General features: G+C 70.5%; 17 protein-coding genes and 1 pseudogene. 8 read left to right on the top strand and 10 right to left on the bottom strand.

What is annotated here, in order from left to right:
- The 4 genes and pseudogenes from ACFFQA_RS33125 to ACFFQA_RS33110 form a co-directional block, all read right to left on the bottom strand.
- The coding region (locus ACFFQA_RS33125; RefSeq protein WP_377860830.1) for a hypothetical protein at window positions 1-211 on the bottom strand (211 nt) is incomplete at its 3' end.
- 100 nt (window positions 212-311) lie between these two features.
- Window positions 312-570: pseudogene (locus ACFFQA_RS33120) on the bottom strand (IS5/IS1182 family transposase); the annotation flags it as partial.
- 384 nt (window positions 571-954) lie between these two features.
- A complete protein-coding gene (locus ACFFQA_RS33115) occupies window positions 955-1,998 on the bottom strand; it encodes a zinc-dependent alcohol dehydrogenase family protein (RefSeq protein ID WP_377860828.1) in 1,044 nt (347 codons plus the stop codon).
- A 71-nt stretch (window positions 1,999-2,069) separates the two neighbouring features.
- Window positions 2,070-2,705 carry a TetR/AcrR family transcriptional regulator gene (locus ACFFQA_RS33110; RefSeq protein ID WP_377860826.1) on the bottom strand — a complete coding sequence of 212 codons (636 nt, stop codon included), beginning with the start codon at window positions 2,703-2,705 and terminating at the stop codon, window positions 2,070-2,072.
- An 81-nt stretch (window positions 2,706-2,786) separates the two neighbouring features.
- On the opposite strand from ACFFQA_RS33110, the gene ACFFQA_RS33105 reads away from it, so the two are divergent.
- The 4 genes from ACFFQA_RS33105 to ACFFQA_RS33090 all read left to right on the top strand — a co-directional run bounded on the left by ACFFQA_RS33105 (window position 2,787) and on the right by ACFFQA_RS33090 (window position 5,656).
- On the top strand, window positions 2,787-3,734 hold the full coding sequence (locus ACFFQA_RS33105; RefSeq protein ID WP_377860824.1) for a Gfo/Idh/MocA family protein: 948 nt from the start codon (window positions 2,787-2,789) through the stop codon (window positions 3,732-3,734).
- A gap of 70 nt (window positions 3,735-3,804) precedes the next feature.
- The gene (locus ACFFQA_RS33100; protein WP_377860822.1) at window positions 3,805-4,524 is read left to right on the top strand and encodes an SDR family oxidoreductase; all 720 of its coding nucleotides are present in this window, start codon (window positions 3,805-3,807) and stop codon (window positions 4,522-4,524) included.
- Window positions 4,521-4,934: a cupin domain-containing protein gene (locus tag ACFFQA_RS33095; RefSeq protein ID WP_377860820.1), complete on the top strand. Its 414-nt coding sequence runs from the start codon at window positions 4,521-4,523 to the stop codon at window positions 4,932-4,934. Before ACFFQA_RS33100 ends, ACFFQA_RS33095 begins: the two co-directional genes overlap by 4 nt.
- A 206-nt stretch (window positions 4,935-5,140) precedes the next feature.
- Window positions 5,141-5,656, top strand: a complete 516-nt coding sequence (locus ACFFQA_RS33090) for a MarR family winged helix-turn-helix transcriptional regulator (RefSeq protein WP_377860818.1) — start codon at window positions 5,141-5,143, stop codon at window positions 5,654-5,656.
- Here ACFFQA_RS33090 and ACFFQA_RS33085 read toward each other — a convergent pair whose 3' ends face one another.
- Window positions 5,657-7,162 carry a carboxylesterase/lipase family protein gene (locus ACFFQA_RS33085; RefSeq protein ID WP_377860816.1) on the bottom strand — a complete coding sequence of 502 codons (1,506 nt, stop codon included), beginning with the start codon at window positions 7,160-7,162 and terminating at the stop codon, window positions 5,657-5,659.
- Between the two features lie 83 nt (window positions 7,163-7,245).
- Between ACFFQA_RS33085 and ACFFQA_RS33080 the strand changes: the two genes are divergently transcribed.
- From ACFFQA_RS33080 to ACFFQA_RS33070, 3 genes are all read left to right on the top strand, one after another.
- Window positions 7,246-8,070, top strand: coding sequence for an NmrA family NAD(P)-binding protein (locus tag ACFFQA_RS33080; RefSeq protein WP_377860814.1), 825 nt, complete (start codon window positions 7,246-7,248; stop codon window positions 8,068-8,070).
- 242 nt (window positions 8,071-8,312) lie between these two features.
- Window positions 8,313-9,167 (top strand): serine hydrolase, encoded by an 855-nt coding sequence (locus tag ACFFQA_RS33075; protein WP_377860812.1) that lies wholly within the window; start codon window positions 8,313-8,315, stop codon window positions 9,165-9,167.
- 52 nt (window positions 9,168-9,219) lie between these two features.
- Window positions 9,220-9,819: a hypothetical protein gene (locus tag ACFFQA_RS33070; protein ID WP_377860810.1), complete on the top strand. Its 600-nt coding sequence runs from the start codon at window positions 9,220-9,222 to the stop codon at window positions 9,817-9,819.
- Window positions 9,820-9,884: 65 nt separating this feature from the next.
- On the opposite strand, the gene ACFFQA_RS33065 is transcribed toward ACFFQA_RS33070, so the two are convergent.
- Genes ACFFQA_RS33065 through ACFFQA_RS33045 form a run of 5 tightly spaced genes read right to left on the bottom strand, consistent with a single transcriptional unit; the run spans window position 9,885 to window position 15,037 of the window.
- Window positions 9,885-10,358, bottom strand: a complete 474-nt coding sequence (locus ACFFQA_RS33065; RefSeq protein WP_377860808.1) for a hypothetical protein — start codon at window positions 10,356-10,358, stop codon at window positions 9,885-9,887.
- Complete coding sequence (locus ACFFQA_RS33060; protein ID WP_377860806.1) at window positions 10,345-11,037, bottom strand: alpha/beta fold hydrolase; 693 nt, start codon at window positions 11,035-11,037, stop codon at window positions 10,345-10,347. The genes ACFFQA_RS33065 and ACFFQA_RS33060 overlap by 14 nt, the downstream gene beginning before the upstream one ends.
- 9 nt (window positions 11,038-11,046) lie before the next feature.
- Window positions 11,047-13,305, bottom strand: coding sequence for an ATP-binding cassette domain-containing protein (locus tag ACFFQA_RS33055; RefSeq protein ID WP_377860804.1), 2,259 nt, complete (start codon window positions 13,303-13,305; stop codon window positions 11,047-11,049).
- A gap of 8 nt (window positions 13,306-13,313) precedes the next feature.
- Window positions 13,314-14,093: an ABC transporter permease gene (locus ACFFQA_RS33050; protein WP_377860802.1), complete on the bottom strand. Its 780-nt coding sequence runs from the start codon at window positions 14,091-14,093 to the stop codon at window positions 13,314-13,316.
- Complete coding sequence (locus ACFFQA_RS33045) at window positions 14,090-15,037, bottom strand: ATP-binding cassette domain-containing protein (protein WP_377860800.1); 948 nt, start codon at window positions 15,035-15,037, stop codon at window positions 14,090-14,092. The genes ACFFQA_RS33050 and ACFFQA_RS33045 overlap by 4 nt, the downstream gene beginning before the upstream one ends.
- A 95-nt stretch (window positions 15,038-15,132) precedes the next feature.
- On the opposite strand from ACFFQA_RS33045, the gene ACFFQA_RS33040 reads away from it, so the two are divergent.
- Window positions 15,133-15,912, top strand: a complete 780-nt coding sequence (locus tag ACFFQA_RS33040; protein WP_377860798.1) for a TetR/AcrR family transcriptional regulator — start codon at window positions 15,133-15,135, stop codon at window positions 15,910-15,912.
- Window positions 15,913-16,072: the final 160 nt, after the last annotated feature.

The raw sequence follows: 16,072 nt of genomic DNA, 5'->3' as shown, positions 1-16,072 counted from the left end.
GGGAGGCGAGGTTCTCGGCGTGGTTGATCAGGGTGCTGGCCTTGCGCGAGGAAATCGACAACAGAGCGCCGACCTCATCCCCGAGATAGGGGTATTCCGCAAAATCCGTGCTGACCACCAGATCGGCGAGACAGCGTGCCAGGACCGCGTGCGCGTGATTCACGGCGCGGTAGGCGTCCTCGATTGCATCGAGGGTCTCGTCGGGGGTCATAACCCAATTCTATCGCGCCAAAAATAGTGATCATGGCCCTATAGGGTGAAATGATGCGACGAATCTTTCACTGTCGGCGAACATGACACTATCGCCGAATTCGGGTGGGTGCTCCGGGGATTGCGGTGGCCGTGGTTTCCGGTGCGAGGTGGTCGTTGAGGGTGGCCGCGGACACCCCGAGCAGCAAGGGCGTGCCCCGGTCGGGTTCGGACCGGGTCAGCAGTCGCCCTTTGTCGCCCGCGCCGCCGCGTCCAGCACCGCCCGCGGCCAGTCGATGACCCCTTGGGGGCCGAGGTCGTCCGGTACCGCGCGGTGGGCACCGCGACGCCGAACGACGGCGGGCACCCACTGGTCACCATCGTCCACAGTTCCTCGGGCACCAGCCGTCGCGACAACTCATCCACGCCCGAAGAACACACCCGAAGAACACGCTGGAGGAACACGCCAAGATCCAAACGAGACACTCATCAAGGGGTGGAATGTGCGGACGTTCTCGTTGCGGGGCGTGACAGGTTTCTCGGTGCGTCGACATTGTGAATGCGGCGAAGCCGGGGGCCTGGCGCCCAACAGTTCTGACCCGGACATCGGACATCTCCAGCAACAGGTCCACAAGCGACCCGCCCGCGCTGGACGGTCTGCGGGAGACTGGCAGCAGCGACGCGCCCGGCAGACGGGGCGGGGCTCGACGTCGCCGCCCTGCCGGACCGGATCCGCGTGGTCTGGCAGGGCGGGCGCGCGGTGGCTCAGAACGCGATCTGAACCTTCAGCGCCTCGCGGTCGGCCATCGCGCGGTAGCCGTCGGGCACCTCGCCGATGCCGATGGTGCGGTCGAACACTCGGCCCGGCTCGATCCTGCCGTCCAGCACGTCCGGCAGCAGCTGCGGAATGTAGTGCCTGGCAGGCGCGACACCGCCGGTCACGGTGACGTTCCTGCCGAACTGGAGGCCGCCGATCGGGCCGTCCTTGTACTGCGGCACACCGACCCTGCTGACCACACCGCCCGCCCGGACGACCCGCATGGCGGTCTCGAAGGCGGGCAGCGTGCCGACGCACTCCAGCACCGTGTGCGTGCCACGGCCGCCGGTCAACTCGCGGATCTTCTCCGTGCCCTCCTTGCCGCGCTCGGCGACCACGTCGGTCGCGCCGAACTCGCGGCCCAGGTCGGTGCGCGCGGTGTGCCTGCCCATCAGGATGATCCGCTCCGCGCCGAGCCGCCTCGCCGCGAGCACCGCGCAGAGGCCGACCGCGCCGTCGCCGATCACCGTGACCGTGGTCCGCTCGTTCACCCCGGCCTTGACCGCGGCGTGGTGACCGGTGGAGAAGACGTCGGAGAGCGTGAGCAGCGACGGCAGCAGCGCCGCGTCACCGGCCGCCGCGCTGGACGGCAGCTTCACCAGTGTGCCGTCGGCCTGCGGCACCCGCACGGCCTCGCCCTGGCCCGCGTCCACCTGGTCGCTGCCCCAGTCGCCACCGTGCAGGCACGAGGTGTGCAGGCCCTCGACGCAGAACTCGCAGGTGTTGTCGGAGAAGACGAACGGCGCCACGACCAGGTCGCCCCGGCTCAGGCCGCTGACCTCCGAGCCGATGTCCTCGACGACGCCGAGGAACTCGTGACCGATCCGTCTGCCCTGCTCGCTCGGCTTCATATCGGCGTAGGGCCACAGGTCACTGCCGCAGATGCACGAGCGCACCACGCGCACCACCGCGTCGGTGGGTTCGATGATCTCGGGGTCCGGCACGCGCTCCACTCGGACATCGCCGGCACCGTAGATGACTGTCGCCTGCATGAAACTCCTTCGGATGGGTTCTACCGCCACCCAACCAAATCCGCCGCCCGCACGCGCGGGGAGCCCCGGGTTCAGGCGCTCTCGGCCAGCCGCGCGGTCAGGCCGTCGAGCACGACGCGCAGCCCGAAGTCGAAACTCTCCGGAAGGCGGGCACCGCCGCGCAGCCGGGGGAACCGTGCGGCGATCTTCCTCCGCCGCGCGGCCAGCTCTGCGGCGCGCTCCTCCGCGCCGTCACCGCGCGCGTACGCCGTCCAGGAAGCTTCACCGAGCGTGGTGCCGATGACGTAGGCGAACACCGCGTGCACCGCCCGGCCGGTGTCGTCACCGCTGAACCCCGCCGCCTCGTAGACGCCGAGGCAGTGGTCCTGGAAACGGGCGATCCGGGTCCCGTAAACGGGATGCGTGCCCAGGACCGGCGCCAGCCAGGGGTGCCGCAGCGCCGCCGAGCGCAGGCCGTGCGCGATCAGGATCGCGGCGCCGCGCCAGCCGCGCTCCGCGGGGTCCGGCAGCTCGATCTCGCCGAAGACCTCGTCGGCGGCCAGCGCGACGAGCTCGTCCTTGCTCTTGACGTACCAGTAGATCGAGGTGGCGCCGACGCCCAGCCGCGCGCCGAGGCGGCGCATGCTCAGCCCGTCCGTCCCCTCGGCGTCGAGCAGGTCGACGGTGGCCCGGATGATCTGATCGCGGCCCAGCGTGTCAGCGGACATGGCGGCAACGATAGTTCACCCTCGAACACTGTTCGATTGATCCACAGTGGACTGAACGGATCGCCACGTAGGGTGGGGCGCATGCGGACACGGCTTGGCGTCATCGGACTCGGCGCGATGGGCACGCGGGTGCTCACGGTCGCCGCCAACCACATCGACTTCGAGGTCCGGCGCGCCAGCGACCTCAGCGCGGCCGCGATCGACCGCCTCGCCCCGGCCCACCCCGGGATCCTGTTCTCCACCAACGGGATGGAGCTCGCCGAGGCGGCCGACCTCGACGCGGTCTACATCGCGACTCCCCCGGCGTCGCACGAGCGGTTCACCCTCGCCGCCCTGAGCTCCGGCAAGGCCGTGTTCTGCGAGAAGCCGCTCGCGGTCGACCTCGCCGAGGGGCGGCGGATGCGCGACGCCGCCGAGCGCGGCGGCCTGGCGACGGCGGTGAACTTCGCGTTGTCCGACCAGGGTTCGGTGACCGAGGTCGAGCGCGCCCTGTCGGCGGGCGAGGTGGGCTCGGTGCGCGGCGTGGACATCCGGTTGCACTTCCCCCGGTGGCCCAGGGCCTTCCAGGCGGACGCGCGCTGGCTGGACGAGCGCGAGCAGGGTGGCTTCGTGCGAGAGGTGTTGTCCCACTTCGTGTATCTCACCGACCGCGTCCTGGGGCCGTTGCGGCCGGTGCACGCGAGCCTGGACCACGCGCCCGGCGCGAGCGAGGTCGCCGCCCGCGGCCTGCTCCGCGCGGGCGAGGTGCCGGTGCACGTCTCCGGTCGAGCGGGCGCGGCGGGCGGGGAGCTGTACGAGTGGGTCCTGTGGGGGACCCGGCGCTCGTACCTGCTGCGCGACTGGAGCGAGCTGTTCGTCTCCGAGGGCGAGGACTGGCGGCCCGTGGAACTGGCCGACAGCAGTGGCTCGCAGGCGAAGCGCCTGTCGCTGTTCGCCGCCGCGATCCGCGGCGAGCGCGGCCCGGGTCTCGCGGACTTCGCCGCGGCGCTGCGCGTCCAGGAGGTCATCGAGGCGTTCCACCAGCCATGAGCTGAGCTTATGGCTGCGGTAAAAAGCAAGCCTTGGACGCATGGTCGGCTCGGGCCGCAGAGTTCAAGGCATGACCAACACTCTCACCGGGCGCAGGCTGATCGTGGTCGGCGCGGGCTCGAACGTCGGCAGGCACCTCGCGCGGACCGCCTCGGCGGCCGGGGCGGAGCTCCTCCTGGCCGGTCCCGACGCGAGCAGGCTGGCGGCGACGGCGGCCGAGCTGCCCGGCTCGCCCCGGGTCCACCCGGTCGACCTGGACGACGAGGCCTCGATCGCCGCGCTCGCCGCCGAGGCGGGCGCCTTCGACCACCTGGTGTCCACGGCGGCGATGCCCGCGAACGGCCCGGTCGCCACACTGGAGCTCGCCTCGGTGCGGCGCGCGTTCTCGGCGAAGGTGTTCGGCCCGCTGCTGCTGGCCAAACACCTTGCGGCGCAAGTGAACGAAGGCGGCTCGTTCACCTTCTTCTCCGGTGTCGCCGCGTGGCGGCCGACCCCGGAGCGAGTGGTGATGGCCACCACCAACGGCGCGCTGGCCTTCCTGGTGGAGGCGCTCGCGGTGGAGCTGGCGCCGGTGCGGGTCAACACCGTCTCACCGGGGATCGTCGACTCCGGCGCGTGGGACGGGCTCGGCGAGGGCAAGGACGCCTTCCTCCAAGGAGTGGCGCAGCGCAACCCGGCCCGCCGCGTCGGTACTCCCGGCGACTTGGTCAAGGCGGTGCTCTACGCGATGGAGAACCCGTTCGTCACCGGCACCGTCCTGCACGTCGACGGCGGAGGGCGGCTGGCATGAGCCGGACACCGCGGCTGCGCGAGGAGTTCGAGGCCAATGCCTTCAACGGCCAGGTCGGGCAACGACTGCTCAGCGAGACCGACCGGGTCCGGGTCTGGGAGATCCGCCTCGCACCGGGGGAACGCGTGCCCGCGCACCGCCACGTCCTCGACTACTTCTGGACCGCCGTGACCGCGGGCCGGGGGCGGCAGCACACCGATGACGGGGCGACCCGCGAGGTCGAGTACCACCAGGGGCAGACAAAGCACCTGTCCTTCGGCCCCGGCGAGTACCTGTTGCACGACCTGGAGAACATCGGGACCACGGACCTGGTGTTCACCACGGTCGAGTTCAAGGACAGCCGCAACGCTCCGCTTCGCCTGCGACACCCCAGCGCCTGTCCCGCGACTCAACCCGATGACCGGAGGTAGCGAGCCAGCCTGGCGCTGTGGTGCGCGTGCTGACGTGGTCAGGCTTTTCGCGTTTTGTCACCTTGACGCGCAAAAGAGCGCTCCCAAATCGCGCCAAGGCTACAAAACGCGAAAAGAGGGGCACGTGTGGCGGGCTCCGGGTGACAGGGGTGGGCGGTCGGTGAGGTGGTGCCGCTGCTCGCAGGACACGGCCTAGGCTTGCCGATGTGACCGGCCACCACACCCTGCGGGAGACCGAGCAGGCGTTCGCCGAGCGGCTCGACGGGCTCCAGCTCGACGTCGCCGCCATGACCGCGCTGCACAACCTGCACCGGGCGGCGGCGATGATCCGGCACCACTTCGAGCAGTCGGTGCTGCGGGAGGCCGGGCTGACGTGGGCGGGCTTCGGCGTGCTCTGGGTGGTGTGGATCTGGGAGAGCGTCGACAGCGGCCAGGCCGCGCGGGAGTGCGGCATCACCAAGGGCACGCTCACCGGCGTGGTGCGCACCCTGGAGTCGCACGGCTGGGTCGCCCGCACCACTCCCGCCGACGACCGCAGGCGCAGCGTGCTGTCGCTGACGGAGGAGGGGCAACGGCTCATGACGGAGCTGTTCCCGAAGTTCAACGCCGAGGAGGCCTACGTCCTGGACGGGCTCTCGCCCAGGCGCGTCACCGAGCTGAACCGGACCCTCAGGCACGTGATGAGCCACCTTGAGGAGACCGGTTCGGCCCGGCGCGGGTGATCAGAACGCGGTGGGGTCGATGCCGTCCCAAGCGGCGCGCAGCCGCGGGTCGATCCGATCCGCACTGACGGTGGGCGTCGCGTCGAAGAGCAGCGTCGTCCGCTCGCGCGGGGTGAACTCCCGCCAGCCCGGCCCGTCGCCGCGGGCGAAGGCGGAGAACGCGTCGAGCATGGTGTTCGCGAGCGCGCGGGCGACCGCGACATCGGCTCCCGGCGCGAGCGCGCGTTCATCAACCGTGCCGAAGGTGAACGGGATGTCCGCGCCGTGCACCGGTCCGGCGGCGCTCGCGCCCGCGTAGTCGAAGCGGTACTGCCACACCCGCGCACCGGCCCGATGCGCCGCCTCGGCCAGCCACACCGAGGGCATCACCACGAACGCGCCGCTGAGCAGGTCCATCTCCCAGTCCCTTGTGGACGGTGTCAGCGCTTGGTAGGCGTCCTGGAGCCGTGTCCACGCCGCGTCGCCGAGCTTGTCCCGCATCGCCTTCGGCAGCCCTTTCCCGAAGCTGGGCACCATCTTCGCGAGCTGGTCGGCCTCGTCGCGACAGGTTCCGATCACCAGGTCCACCCCGGGAGCGAGCGCGGTGATCGGATGCCGTGGCAGCACTTCGCCGTCCAGAACGGGGTGGAAGCGCTCACCGCCGAGGTCGGGATCGACCGCGACGGCGGAGGCAGCGGCGGCGAGCTCCTCGACCGGAACCCGCGCCAGCCGGGCGCTCTGGTCCTCCCGCAATCCGAGGCGGCGCAGCATCGCGCTCGTGGTCACCGCCGCGTCCTTCCTCGTGAAGATCGGTCGCACTCCACCGCTCTGCACCACCGCCCTGCGGAACAGCCCGCGCGCGGCGGGCATACCGAGCAGCGCACCGATCGACATGCCGCCCGCGGACTCCCCCATCACCGTCACGTTGCCCGGATCGCCGCCGAAGGCCGCGATGTGCTCGCGCACCCATCGGAGCGCGGTGACCTGGTCCAGCAGTGCGAGGTTGCCCGAGCCGGGGCGGTGCGGCTGGTAGAGGAACCCGAACGCGCCGAGCCGATAGTTGATCGTCACGAGCACGACATCGCCCCGAGTCGCGTACGCGGTGCCGTCGTAGTCGCTGCCCGAGCCCGCGACGAAGGCGCCGCCGTGAATCCAGACGATCACTGGACGGCGCCCCCTCGTCGACGGCGAGTAGACGTTGAGGAACAAGCAGTCCTCGCTCTGGTTGGGCACATCGGGCTGTGCCGGGGCGAGCTTCACCTGGACGGCCGCCGCGCCGAAAGCGGTGGCGTCCCGCACGCCGGTCCAGGGCCGCGCGGGAACGGGCGCGGCGAAGCGCTCCGGCGGTTCGGCGTAGCGCACACCCCGCCACACCACGGCCCCGCCCCGGCGCACCCCGCGCAGCGCTCCCGACCTCGTCCTGGCGATGACCTCGGTCGCGGCCTCGGCGTGCCCGGCGGACAGCCCCGTCGCGAGCGCGGCCCCTCCGGTCAGCGCCAGCATCCGCCTGCGGTCGATCCCGGTCATCACAGCCTCCCGGCAAGTTAGTTTGGTACCAAACTACACCCGTCCTTGACCTGAACCGCGGTTGAGGTCCTACCGTCCCGCGCGTGAGATTCCTGGTGACCGGTGCGACCGGCAACGTGGGCAGGCACGTCCTCTCGGCCCTGACCTCGGCGGGTGCCGACGTGCTCGCCCTGGCCCGCGACCCCCGCGGCCTCCCCCGAGGCGTGCGGGCGGTGCCCGGCGACCTGTCGTCTCCTCGGACGTGGGAGCACGCACTGCGCGACGTGGACGGCGTGTACCTGATGTGGCCGGGGCTCCCGGTGGAGCCCAGCGTCGTGGAAACGATTGCCGCGCACACCGAACGCGTCGTGTACCTGTCCACCGACGTGACCGACCTGGCCGACGGCGAGCGGCCCACCAGCTTCCACCAGGAGATCGAGCGCCAGATCCGGAACACCGGGCTGAGCTGGACCTTCGTCCGGGCGATCGACTTCGCCACGAACACCCTCGCCTGGGCGGACCAGATCCGGCGCGGCGTGGTCCGCTGGCCGTTCGGCCGGGCCGCCCGGTCGTTGATCCACGAGCGCGACATCGCCGACGTGGTCGCGCACGCGCTGACCACCGACGGGCACGACGGGGCGAAGTACGTCATCACCGGCCCGGAGTCGATCACCCACGCCGAGCAGGTCCGCGTCATCGGCGAGGTCATCGGCCGCGAGGTGCGCTGGGAGGAGCTCCCGGTGGAGACCGCCCGCGAACAGCTGACCGCGGCCTGGGGCAACCCGGAGTTCGTCGCGGCGCGACTGGCCGCCTGGGAGTCCTTCGTGCACACCCCGGAGCGCGTGACCGACACCGTGGAGCACCTCCTGGGCCGCCCGGCCCGAACCTTCCGCTCCTGGGTCAAGGACCACTCCCCCTCCTTCCTCTGAATCGCACCAGAACCACACCAGAAGGCCATTCGCGGGCTTATGGACCTCTTCCCGCCCCCGAAAGCGCCCATAAGCCCGCGAATGGCGAGGTCGGACGCGCGCGTGATAGCGCAGGTGGGGCTGGTTTTTCGGTTGTGCGGTGGTGGTTTCCGGCTGTCCGAAAAGGAGTGCACAGGCAGGATCGCGTTGTCAGGGTGGGACCCACGCCACATCGCCTTGATGACCGGAGTGGGGGCAATTCCATGCACAGCAACGCCAGAAACCGAGCGCGGCTGCTGACCGCGGCGCTCGCCGTCGTCGCGCTGCCCGCCACCGCGCTGCCCGCGAGCGGACAGGCCCTCGCCGCCGCCGAACCGGCGTGCACCTCCAGCGCCAACCCCGCGCTCGCCAAGAAGCTGGCCACCGATATCGCGGCGGCGCTCAAGGGGCGGCAGGGCACGGCCGCGGTCAGCCTGCGCTACCCCGGCGCCGGACTCAGCTGCACGCTCAACGCTGGCCGCCAGTTCCAGTCGGCCAGCGTCATCAAGGTGACCATCCTGGCCGCCGTGCTGCGCAAGGCCCAGGACGCGGGACGGTCGTTGACCGCGCAGGAGAAGCAGTGGGCCACCGCGATGATCACGAAGTCGGACAACGACTCCGCGACCGCGCTGTGGGACTCGGTGACCGCGGCGGGCATGAAGAAGTTCATGGCGCTGGCCGGGATGCGCGGCACCACCATCGACTCCAGCGGCTGGTGGGGCAAGACGCACATCACCGCCGCCGACCAGATGACGATGCTGACGTTGTTGACCACCAACAACTCCGTGCTCACCGCCGCGTCGAAGTCCTACATCCTCGACCTGATGGGCAAGGTCGTCGCCGGCCAGCGGTGGGGCACGCCCGTCGGCGCCCCCGCCGGCACCACCGTGCGCGTCAAGAACGGCTGGGTCGACCGGGGCGACGGGGTGGGCTGGCGGATCAACAGCCTCGGCGTCTTCTCCGGCAAGGGCAAGGACTACCAGATCGCCGTGCTGACCGAGGGCAACTCCTCGGAGTCCTACGGCCACCGCACCATCGAGGGCGTCGCCACAGCGATCCACAAGGACCTCAACTCATGATGGTCGAGTTCTCCACATATCCAACCCTGCACACGGAAACGAGGAGACAGTCATGCGAAGGAAGAGCATTGTGATGCTCGCGCTGGCCGCGGGACTGACGGTGGGCGTGGTCAGCCCGGCCGCCGCCGCTCCCTCGGCCGCGCCCGCGGCCCCCGCCGCCACCACCAGCGCGGGTGACGACGTCCAAGCCGCGGCGAAGACCACCAGGAGCGCGGCGATCGCCAGGGCGCGCACCTGGCTGACGGCGAACAACGGACGGCCGATCCCGTACAGCATGTCGAAGTACTACAAGGGCTGGCGGACGGACTGCTCCGGCTACGCCTCGATGGTGTGGAACGTGCTCACCTCCAGCGGCAACCCGGTGAACCACAACACCGACAGCATGCTGCGCGGTGGCTACGGCACGCCCGGCGCCGTCGTGCGGGCCACCACGTGGGAGAACCTCAAGCAGGGCGACGCCATCGGCAAGCTCGGCGCGGGCAGCCTCGGCAGCGCGGGCCACGTGATGATCTTCGACAAGTGGGCCGACTCCTCGAAGACCACGTACTGGGTCTACGAGCAGGCCAGCAGCTCCGGCGGCACCGCGCACCGCACGCACTCCCGGTCCTACAACGGCTACAAGCCCTACGCCTACATCAACTTCAGCGACTGAGCGAAGGAGCGACGAGACCCGCTCATCCTGGGGGGTGAGCGGGCGTCGTCGTGTCCGGGGACAGGTCAGACTCGCCGCCACGCGGTGAACAGGTACACCGCGACCGCGACGGCGAGCACGACGCCGCCGTTGCCGAAGGCCCAGAGCACGGCGTGGTCGTAGACCTGCTCCGAGGACGCGGTGGCGTCACGGAAAACGGGATTCACCCGAGTCACGAGCACGACCTTCACGGCCACCCCGAGTGCCAGTGCGCTGAGTCCGAGGTTCCACGAGCGCCGCACGGAGCCCGGCACCACAGAGCCGAACCGCACGCGCAGGAGCACCGCCGACAGCACGGTGAGCGGTGCCCAGGGCAGGTAGTAGAAGACCGGGCTGCCCACCGCGAACTCGCCGACCAACGAGCCGGGCCGGGGATCGGCGAGCAACCGCGGGTTCCACACGATCTGCTCGTAGAGGTTGCCGAACAACCACATGCACAACAGCGCGGTCAGCCCGACGGACAGCACCCGCGTCCGACGCAGGACCTCAACCTCGACCACGGCGGTATTCCTCAAGGCGTTCGACGAGATCCAGCGGCCGGGCCAACGCGGGCAGGTGACCGCCTGGCATCTCGTCGGCCGTGATTCCCAAGCGCTCCTCGGCGATCCGGCGTTGGAACCCCGAGGGGAAGAACCGGTCATCCTGGCAGAGCAGGAACCTTGTCGGCACGTCCGGCCACTCCGCCAACGGCCACGGGTCGGCGAACGGCCGGTCCGCCTGAACACCACCGCCCCTGGCGAACAGCTGCTCCCGCACGTCCTGCGGCACGTCGTGCAAGAACGTCACCTCCGGGTCGAACGGGGCGTCCGGATCGCGGCCCTCGCGCTCGTCGAGCTCGCGCCGGGCCTGCTCGTGCCCGGTCGCGCCCCACCACTGTCCCGGCGACTCACCGGGGGCCGGAACCATCGCGGCCAGCAGCACCAGGAGCGTGACCGGCACCCGCTCGCACACCAGCGGGGCGGTGAACCCGGCCATCGACTGCGCCACCACGATCAGGTCCTCGCGGTCGCCGATCACGCGCACCACCGCCTCCGTGTACTCCGCGAGGCCCGCCGACTCGTCGGCGACGGGGAGGTCGGGCGCGACCACGTCGTGGCCGCGCCCCACCAGCTCCGCCGTCACCAGGTGCCAGTACCAGGAGTCCGACCCGGCACCGTGGACAAGCACGTAAGTCGCCATGCGGCCAGACTAAGTCGCCCCACCGACAGAACGGCGCATCGCGTCGGCGGTGTGCGAGCCGGTCGCCTCCAGCAGCTCGCCCGGCACGCCCTCGAAGACCACCCGGCCGCCGTGCGCGCCCGCCTCCGGACCGAGGTCGATGACCCAGTCCGCGCGGGCGATCACGTCGAGGTTGTGCTCGATGACCACCACCGTGCCGCCCGCGTCCACCAAGCGGTCCAGCACTCCGAGGAGGTGGGCCACGTCGGACATGTGCAGCCCCGTCGTGGGCTCGTCCATGACGTAGGTGGCGCCCTCGCGGTGCGACCGCGTGGCCAGCTTGATGCGCTGGCACTCGCCTCCGGAGAGCGTGCTCAGCGGCTGTCCGAGGGTGAGGTAGTCCAGCCCGACGTCGTCGAGCGCGCGCAGCACCCGCACGATCTTGGCCTCGGTGAAGAACTCCAACGCCTCGGCCGTGGTCATCGCGAGCACGTCGGCGATGGACGCCCCGCGCACGGTGTTGCCGAGGACCTCCGGGGTGAACCGCCTTCCCTGGCACTCCTCGCAGGTGGACTTGAGCCCTTCCAGGAACGCCAGGTCGGTGTAGACCACGCCGAGCCCCTGGCAGTTAGGGCACGCACCCGCCGAGTTGAAGCTGAACAGCGACGCGCTCACCTTGTTGGTGCGCGCGAACAACTTGCGGATCTCGTCCATCATCCCGGTGTAGGTCGCCGGGGTCGACCGGATCGAGGTGGCCACTGCGGTCTGGTCGATGGTGATCGCGTCGGGACACACCGCCAGGAACCCGTCGTTGACCAGGGTGCTCTTGCCGGAACCGGCGACTCCGGTGACGACCGTGAGCACCCCGGTCGGCACGTCCACGGTGAGACCGCTGATGTTGTGCGAGCTGAAGTCCTCGACCGTGATGGTCCCGGTTCTCGTCCGGGGATCAGTCTTGAGCGGAAGTTGTTGGCGCATATGGGTTCCGGTGAGCGTCGGTGCAGTGCACAGCTCGGCGACCGATCCTTCGAAGACGACCTCACCGCCTCGCGCGCCCGCGTGCGGCCCCATGTCGACCACGTGGTCCGCGACGGCGATGACGTCCGGGTCGTGCTCGACGACCAGAACCGTGTTCCCCTTGTCCCGCAACTGGAAAAGCAGGTCGTTGAGGCGCTGGACGTCTCGTGGGTGCAGGCCGACACTCGGCTCGTCCAGCACGTAGATCATGTCCGTCAGGCTGCTGTTGAGGTGCCGCACCATCTTCACGCGCTGCGCCTCGCCGCCGGAGAGCGTGCCGGTGGGCCGGTCCAGGCTGAGATAGCCGAGCCCGATGCCGATCAGCCGCCGCACCCGGTCACGCAGGCTGTCGAGCACCGGAGCGACCGAGTCCCCGGAGAGCTCCTCCAGCGCGACGGCCAGGTCCGTCGCCTCCATCGCGGCGAGCTGGACGATCGTGTACCCGCCGACCTCGCACTCCAGCGCCGCTCGGGTCAGCCGTCCGCCGTCGCACAACTCACAGGTCGCCGTGGTGACGAAGCGTTGGAAGACAGCGCGGTTGCGCTCGGACATCTCACCGGCGTCCTTCTTGATGAACAGGCGGGTGAACTTCTCCACCAGTCCCTCGTACGCCGAGTTGATCTCGCCGCCCTGCCACGCGAGCGCCACCTTCGCGTCAGTCCCGTGCAGCAGGACCTGCCACTCCTGCTCGCTGTAGTCCGCCAGCGGCTTGTCGAGGTCGAAAAGCCCCGACGCCGCATAGGTTTTCCAGTACCACCCGTTCACCGCGAACTGCGGGTGCAGCAGCGCGCCGTCGTTGAGCGACCGGGACCGGTCCAGGAACTTGTCGAGATCGAGCCGCACCGCCTCGCCGAGCCCGTCGCACTCCGGGCACATCCCCGCCGGGTCGTTGAACGAGAACGCGTTGGAGTAGCCAACGTACGGCTTGCCCGCGCGGGAGAACAGCAGGCGCAGCAACGAGTAGATCTCCGTCGCCGTGCCGACCGTGGACCGCGAGCTGCCGCGCAGCGGCTTCTGGTCGATCACGATGGCGGCCGAGATGTTCTCGATGGCGTCCACGTCGGGCTGGCCCTGTCCGGGCAGCAGGTTGCGGATGAAGGTCGAGAAGGTCTCCCCCAGCTGGCGCTGCGCCTCGGCGGCGATCGTGTCGAAGACCAGTGAGGACTTGCCGGAGCCGGAAACCCCGGTGAACACGGTGATCGCGTGCTTCGGGACGCGCAGCGAGACGTCCTTGAGGTTGTTCTCCCGCGCGCCGGTGATCTGGATGTGCAAGAAGGCTCCTAGTGGCTGAGAGCGCGGTAGCGCCGCACGGACAGGGGAAGGAACACGGCGACCAGCAGCAGTGGCCAGGCGACGGCGAGCACGAGCGCGTTCTCCGCCGCCCAGGACGCGCCGACGCCGGGATTGCCGAACAGGGTCCGCGTTGCCGCGACCGTCGCGGACAACGGGTTCCACTCGGCGACCGTCCCGAGCCAGCCCGGCATGGTGTCCGGCGAGACGAACGCGCTGGACAGGAAGCCCAAGGGCCACACCAGGATCTGCGCGGCCGTCACCGCCTCGGGCCCGTGGATGAGCAGGCCGAGGTAGATGCCCACCCAGATCAGCGCGAAACGCAGCAGCAGCAACAGGACGACCGCGAGCACCGTCGCCGCGAAGCTCCCTCTCGCCTGCCAGCCGACGAGGAGCCCGCAGCCGATGATCACCACCAGTCCCACGACGGCGTTGAGCATGTCCGCGCAGCTGCGGCCGAGCAGCACCGCCGAGGACGCCATCGGCATCGCCCGGAACCGGTCGGTCACGCCCCGCGCGGCGTCGGTGACGACGGCGGCCATGGTGGCTTCCATGCCGAAGACCACGGTGAGCGCGAACATCCCCGGCATCAGGAACTCGCGGTAGTCACCGCCGCCCGGCACGGTCAGCGCTCCGCCGAAGAGATAGCCGAACATCAGCACGGTCATCACCGGGAACAGCAGGCCGATGACCACGGGAGCCGGCTGGGCGACCCAGTGCTGGAGGTCCCGCCGGGTCAGCGTCCACGTGTCGGCGGCGAGCTTGTTCATGCGCTCTCCTTGTTCGTGAGGTGCAGGAAGACTTCGTCGAGAGTCGGTCGGCGGAGCGTGACGTCCTCGACGTCGATCCCCGCCTCGTGCAACGCGCCGACCGTGCGCGTCAGCGCGTGGACCCGGTCGTCCACCGGCGCTCCGATCATGCGAATGTCGTTGTCCACCACTGGTTCCGAGCCGGTCGCCGCGGCGATGACCGCGCTCGCCCTCGCGAGGTCGCCCGCGTGGCGCAGCACCACCTCGACCCGGTCGCCGCCGAGTCCCGCCTTGAGCCCGTCCGGGCTGCCCTCCGCGATCACCCTGCCCGCCGAGACCACCACGACGTGGTCGGCGAGCTGGTCGGCCTCCTCCAGGTACTGCGTGGTCAGCAGCACCGAGACGCCCGCGCCGACCAGGGCGCGCACCTCGGCCCAGACCTCGGCGCGGCTGTGCGGGTCCAGGCCCGTCGTCGGCTCGTCGAGGAAGAGCACCTCGGGCGCGAGCACCAGGCTCGCGGCCAGGTCGAGCCGCCGCCGCATCCCACCGGAGTACGTTCCGACCGGACGCTTCGCCGCGTCGCACAGGCGGAACCGCTCCAGCAGCTCCTCCGCCCGCCACTTCGCGGCCGGGCCGCGCAGCCCGTGCAGCCGCGCGAACATCACCAGGTTGTCCCGGCCGCTGAGGATCTCGTCCACCGCGGCGTGCTGGCCGACCAGCCCGATGGCGGCCCGGACCTGCCGGGCCTGGGTCGCCACGTCGAACCCGGCGACCTCGGCGCGCCCGGAGTCCGCCTTCAGCAGCGTGGTCAGCACGCGCACCGTCGTGGTCTTGCCCGCGCCGTTGCGCCCGAGCAGCCCCACCACGCTCCCGCGCCGAACGTGCAGGTCAACACCGTCCAACACCGTCGTGGAGCCGTAACGCTTGGTCAGTCCCTCTGCGCGGATCGCCGTCTCCGAACTCACGAGTTCCTCCCTCACCACCTTTGTCCGTACTTTGTACCGTACGTTGTACCGAGAGGTTACGATGACCCTGTCGTCGGTGGAGCGGAAGGCGTTACATGGCCCAGAGCGGTTCGACGCGGTACAGCGGTACGGGCGACCCGGCCAGGAGCCTGGCGCTGTTGTGGCGCACTGCCGAGCGCAGCGCCCGCAAGGGCCGGACCGACCTCAGCGTGGACGGGATCGTGCGGGCCGCGATCGAGGTCGCCGACAGCGAGGGCATCGGCGCGCTGTCCATGCGCCGCGTCGCCGAGCAGCTCGGCGTGGGCACGATGTCGCTCTACACCCACGTGCCGGGCAAGGGTGAGCTGCTCGACGTCATGCAGGACACGGTCTTCGGCGAGACGGCCCGGCCGGACCTGACCGGCCAGCCGTGGCGGGCGCGGCTGGAGCAGGTGGCACGGGAGAACCACGCGCTGTACCTGCGGCACCCGTGGCTGCTGCAGATCGCGACGAACCGGCCGGTGCTCGGGCCGAACATGATCGCCAAGTACGACTACGAGCTGCGGGCCGTGGACGGGATCGGGCTGACCCAGGTGGAGATGGACTCGGTGATCACCCTGGTCGTGGGGTTCGTGCACGGGGCGGCGCGGGTCAGCGTCGACAGCGCCCAGGCCGAACGGGACACGGGCATGACCGACGAGCGGTGGTGGCAGGCGCACCAGCCGTTCCTGGCGCGGATGTCCGACCCGGACACCTACCCGGTGGCGGCGGCGGTCGGCGCCGCCGCGGGCGCCGAGCACAACTCCGCGATCAACCCCGACCACGCCTTCGAGTTCGGCCTCCAGCGCGTGCTGGACGGGATCGAGGTCCTCGTCCAGCGCCGCGCGACGGAGTAGCTCCCGACACCCGGCCGCATCCGTGGGTTCCGGTCCCCGACCACCCCAGGAGCGCGGTGCCCTCTAGACGTGGTGCCCCCTAGACGTACTGACCCGTGCGGTTCGGACCGCGACTGACGACTGGGCGTCCCGCACGTGGCAACACCACCTCACCACCCCC

It is taken from the genome of Allokutzneria oryzae, assembly GCF_042429765.1.
Taxonomy (GTDB): Bacteria; Actinomycetota; Actinomycetes; order Mycobacteriales; family Pseudonocardiaceae; genus Allokutzneria; species Allokutzneria oryzae.
This window is presented reverse-complemented; position numbering and strand designations above follow the sequence as displayed.

Bases quoted from the DNA above. Each gene is read 5' to 3' on its own strand.
- ACFFQA_RS33100 (WP_377860822.1), top strand. From the start codon at position 3,805: ATGACCAACACTCTCACCGGGCGCAGGCTGATCGTGGTCGGCGCGGGC.
- ACFFQA_RS33060 (WP_377860806.1), bottom strand. From the start codon at position 11,037: ATGGCGACTTACGTGCTTGTCCACGGTGCCGGGTCGGACTCCTGGTAC.
- ACFFQA_RS33040 (WP_377860798.1), top strand. From the start codon at position 15,133: ATGGCCCAGAGCGGTTCGACGCGGTACAGCGGTACGGGCGACCCGGCC.
- ACFFQA_RS33110 (WP_377860826.1), bottom strand. From the start codon at position 2,705: ATGTCCGCTGACACGCTGGGCCGCGATCAGATCATCCGGGCCACCGTC.
- ACFFQA_RS33050 (WP_377860802.1), bottom strand. From the start codon at position 14,093: ATGAACAAGCTCGCCGCCGACACGTGGACGCTGACCCGGCGGGACCTC.
- ACFFQA_RS33105 (WP_377860824.1), top strand. From the start codon at position 2,787: ATGCGGACACGGCTTGGCGTCATCGGACTCGGCGCGATGGGCACGCGG.
- ACFFQA_RS33085 (WP_377860816.1), bottom strand. From the start codon at position 7,162: ATGACCGGGATCGACCGCAGGCGGATGCTGGCGCTGACCGGAGGGGCC.
- ACFFQA_RS33075 (WP_377860812.1), top strand. From the start codon at position 8,313: ATGCACAGCAACGCCAGAAACCGAGCGCGGCTGCTGACCGCGGCGCTC.
- ACFFQA_RS33095 (WP_377860820.1), top strand. From the start codon at position 4,521: ATGAGCCGGACACCGCGGCTGCGCGAGGAGTTCGAGGCCAATGCCTTC.
- ACFFQA_RS33070 (WP_377860810.1), top strand. From the start codon at position 9,220: ATGCGAAGGAAGAGCATTGTGATGCTCGCGCTGGCCGCGGGACTGACG.
- ACFFQA_RS33115 (WP_377860828.1), bottom strand. From the start codon at position 1,998: ATGCAGGCGACAGTCATCTACGGTGCCGGCGATGTCCGAGTGGAGCGC.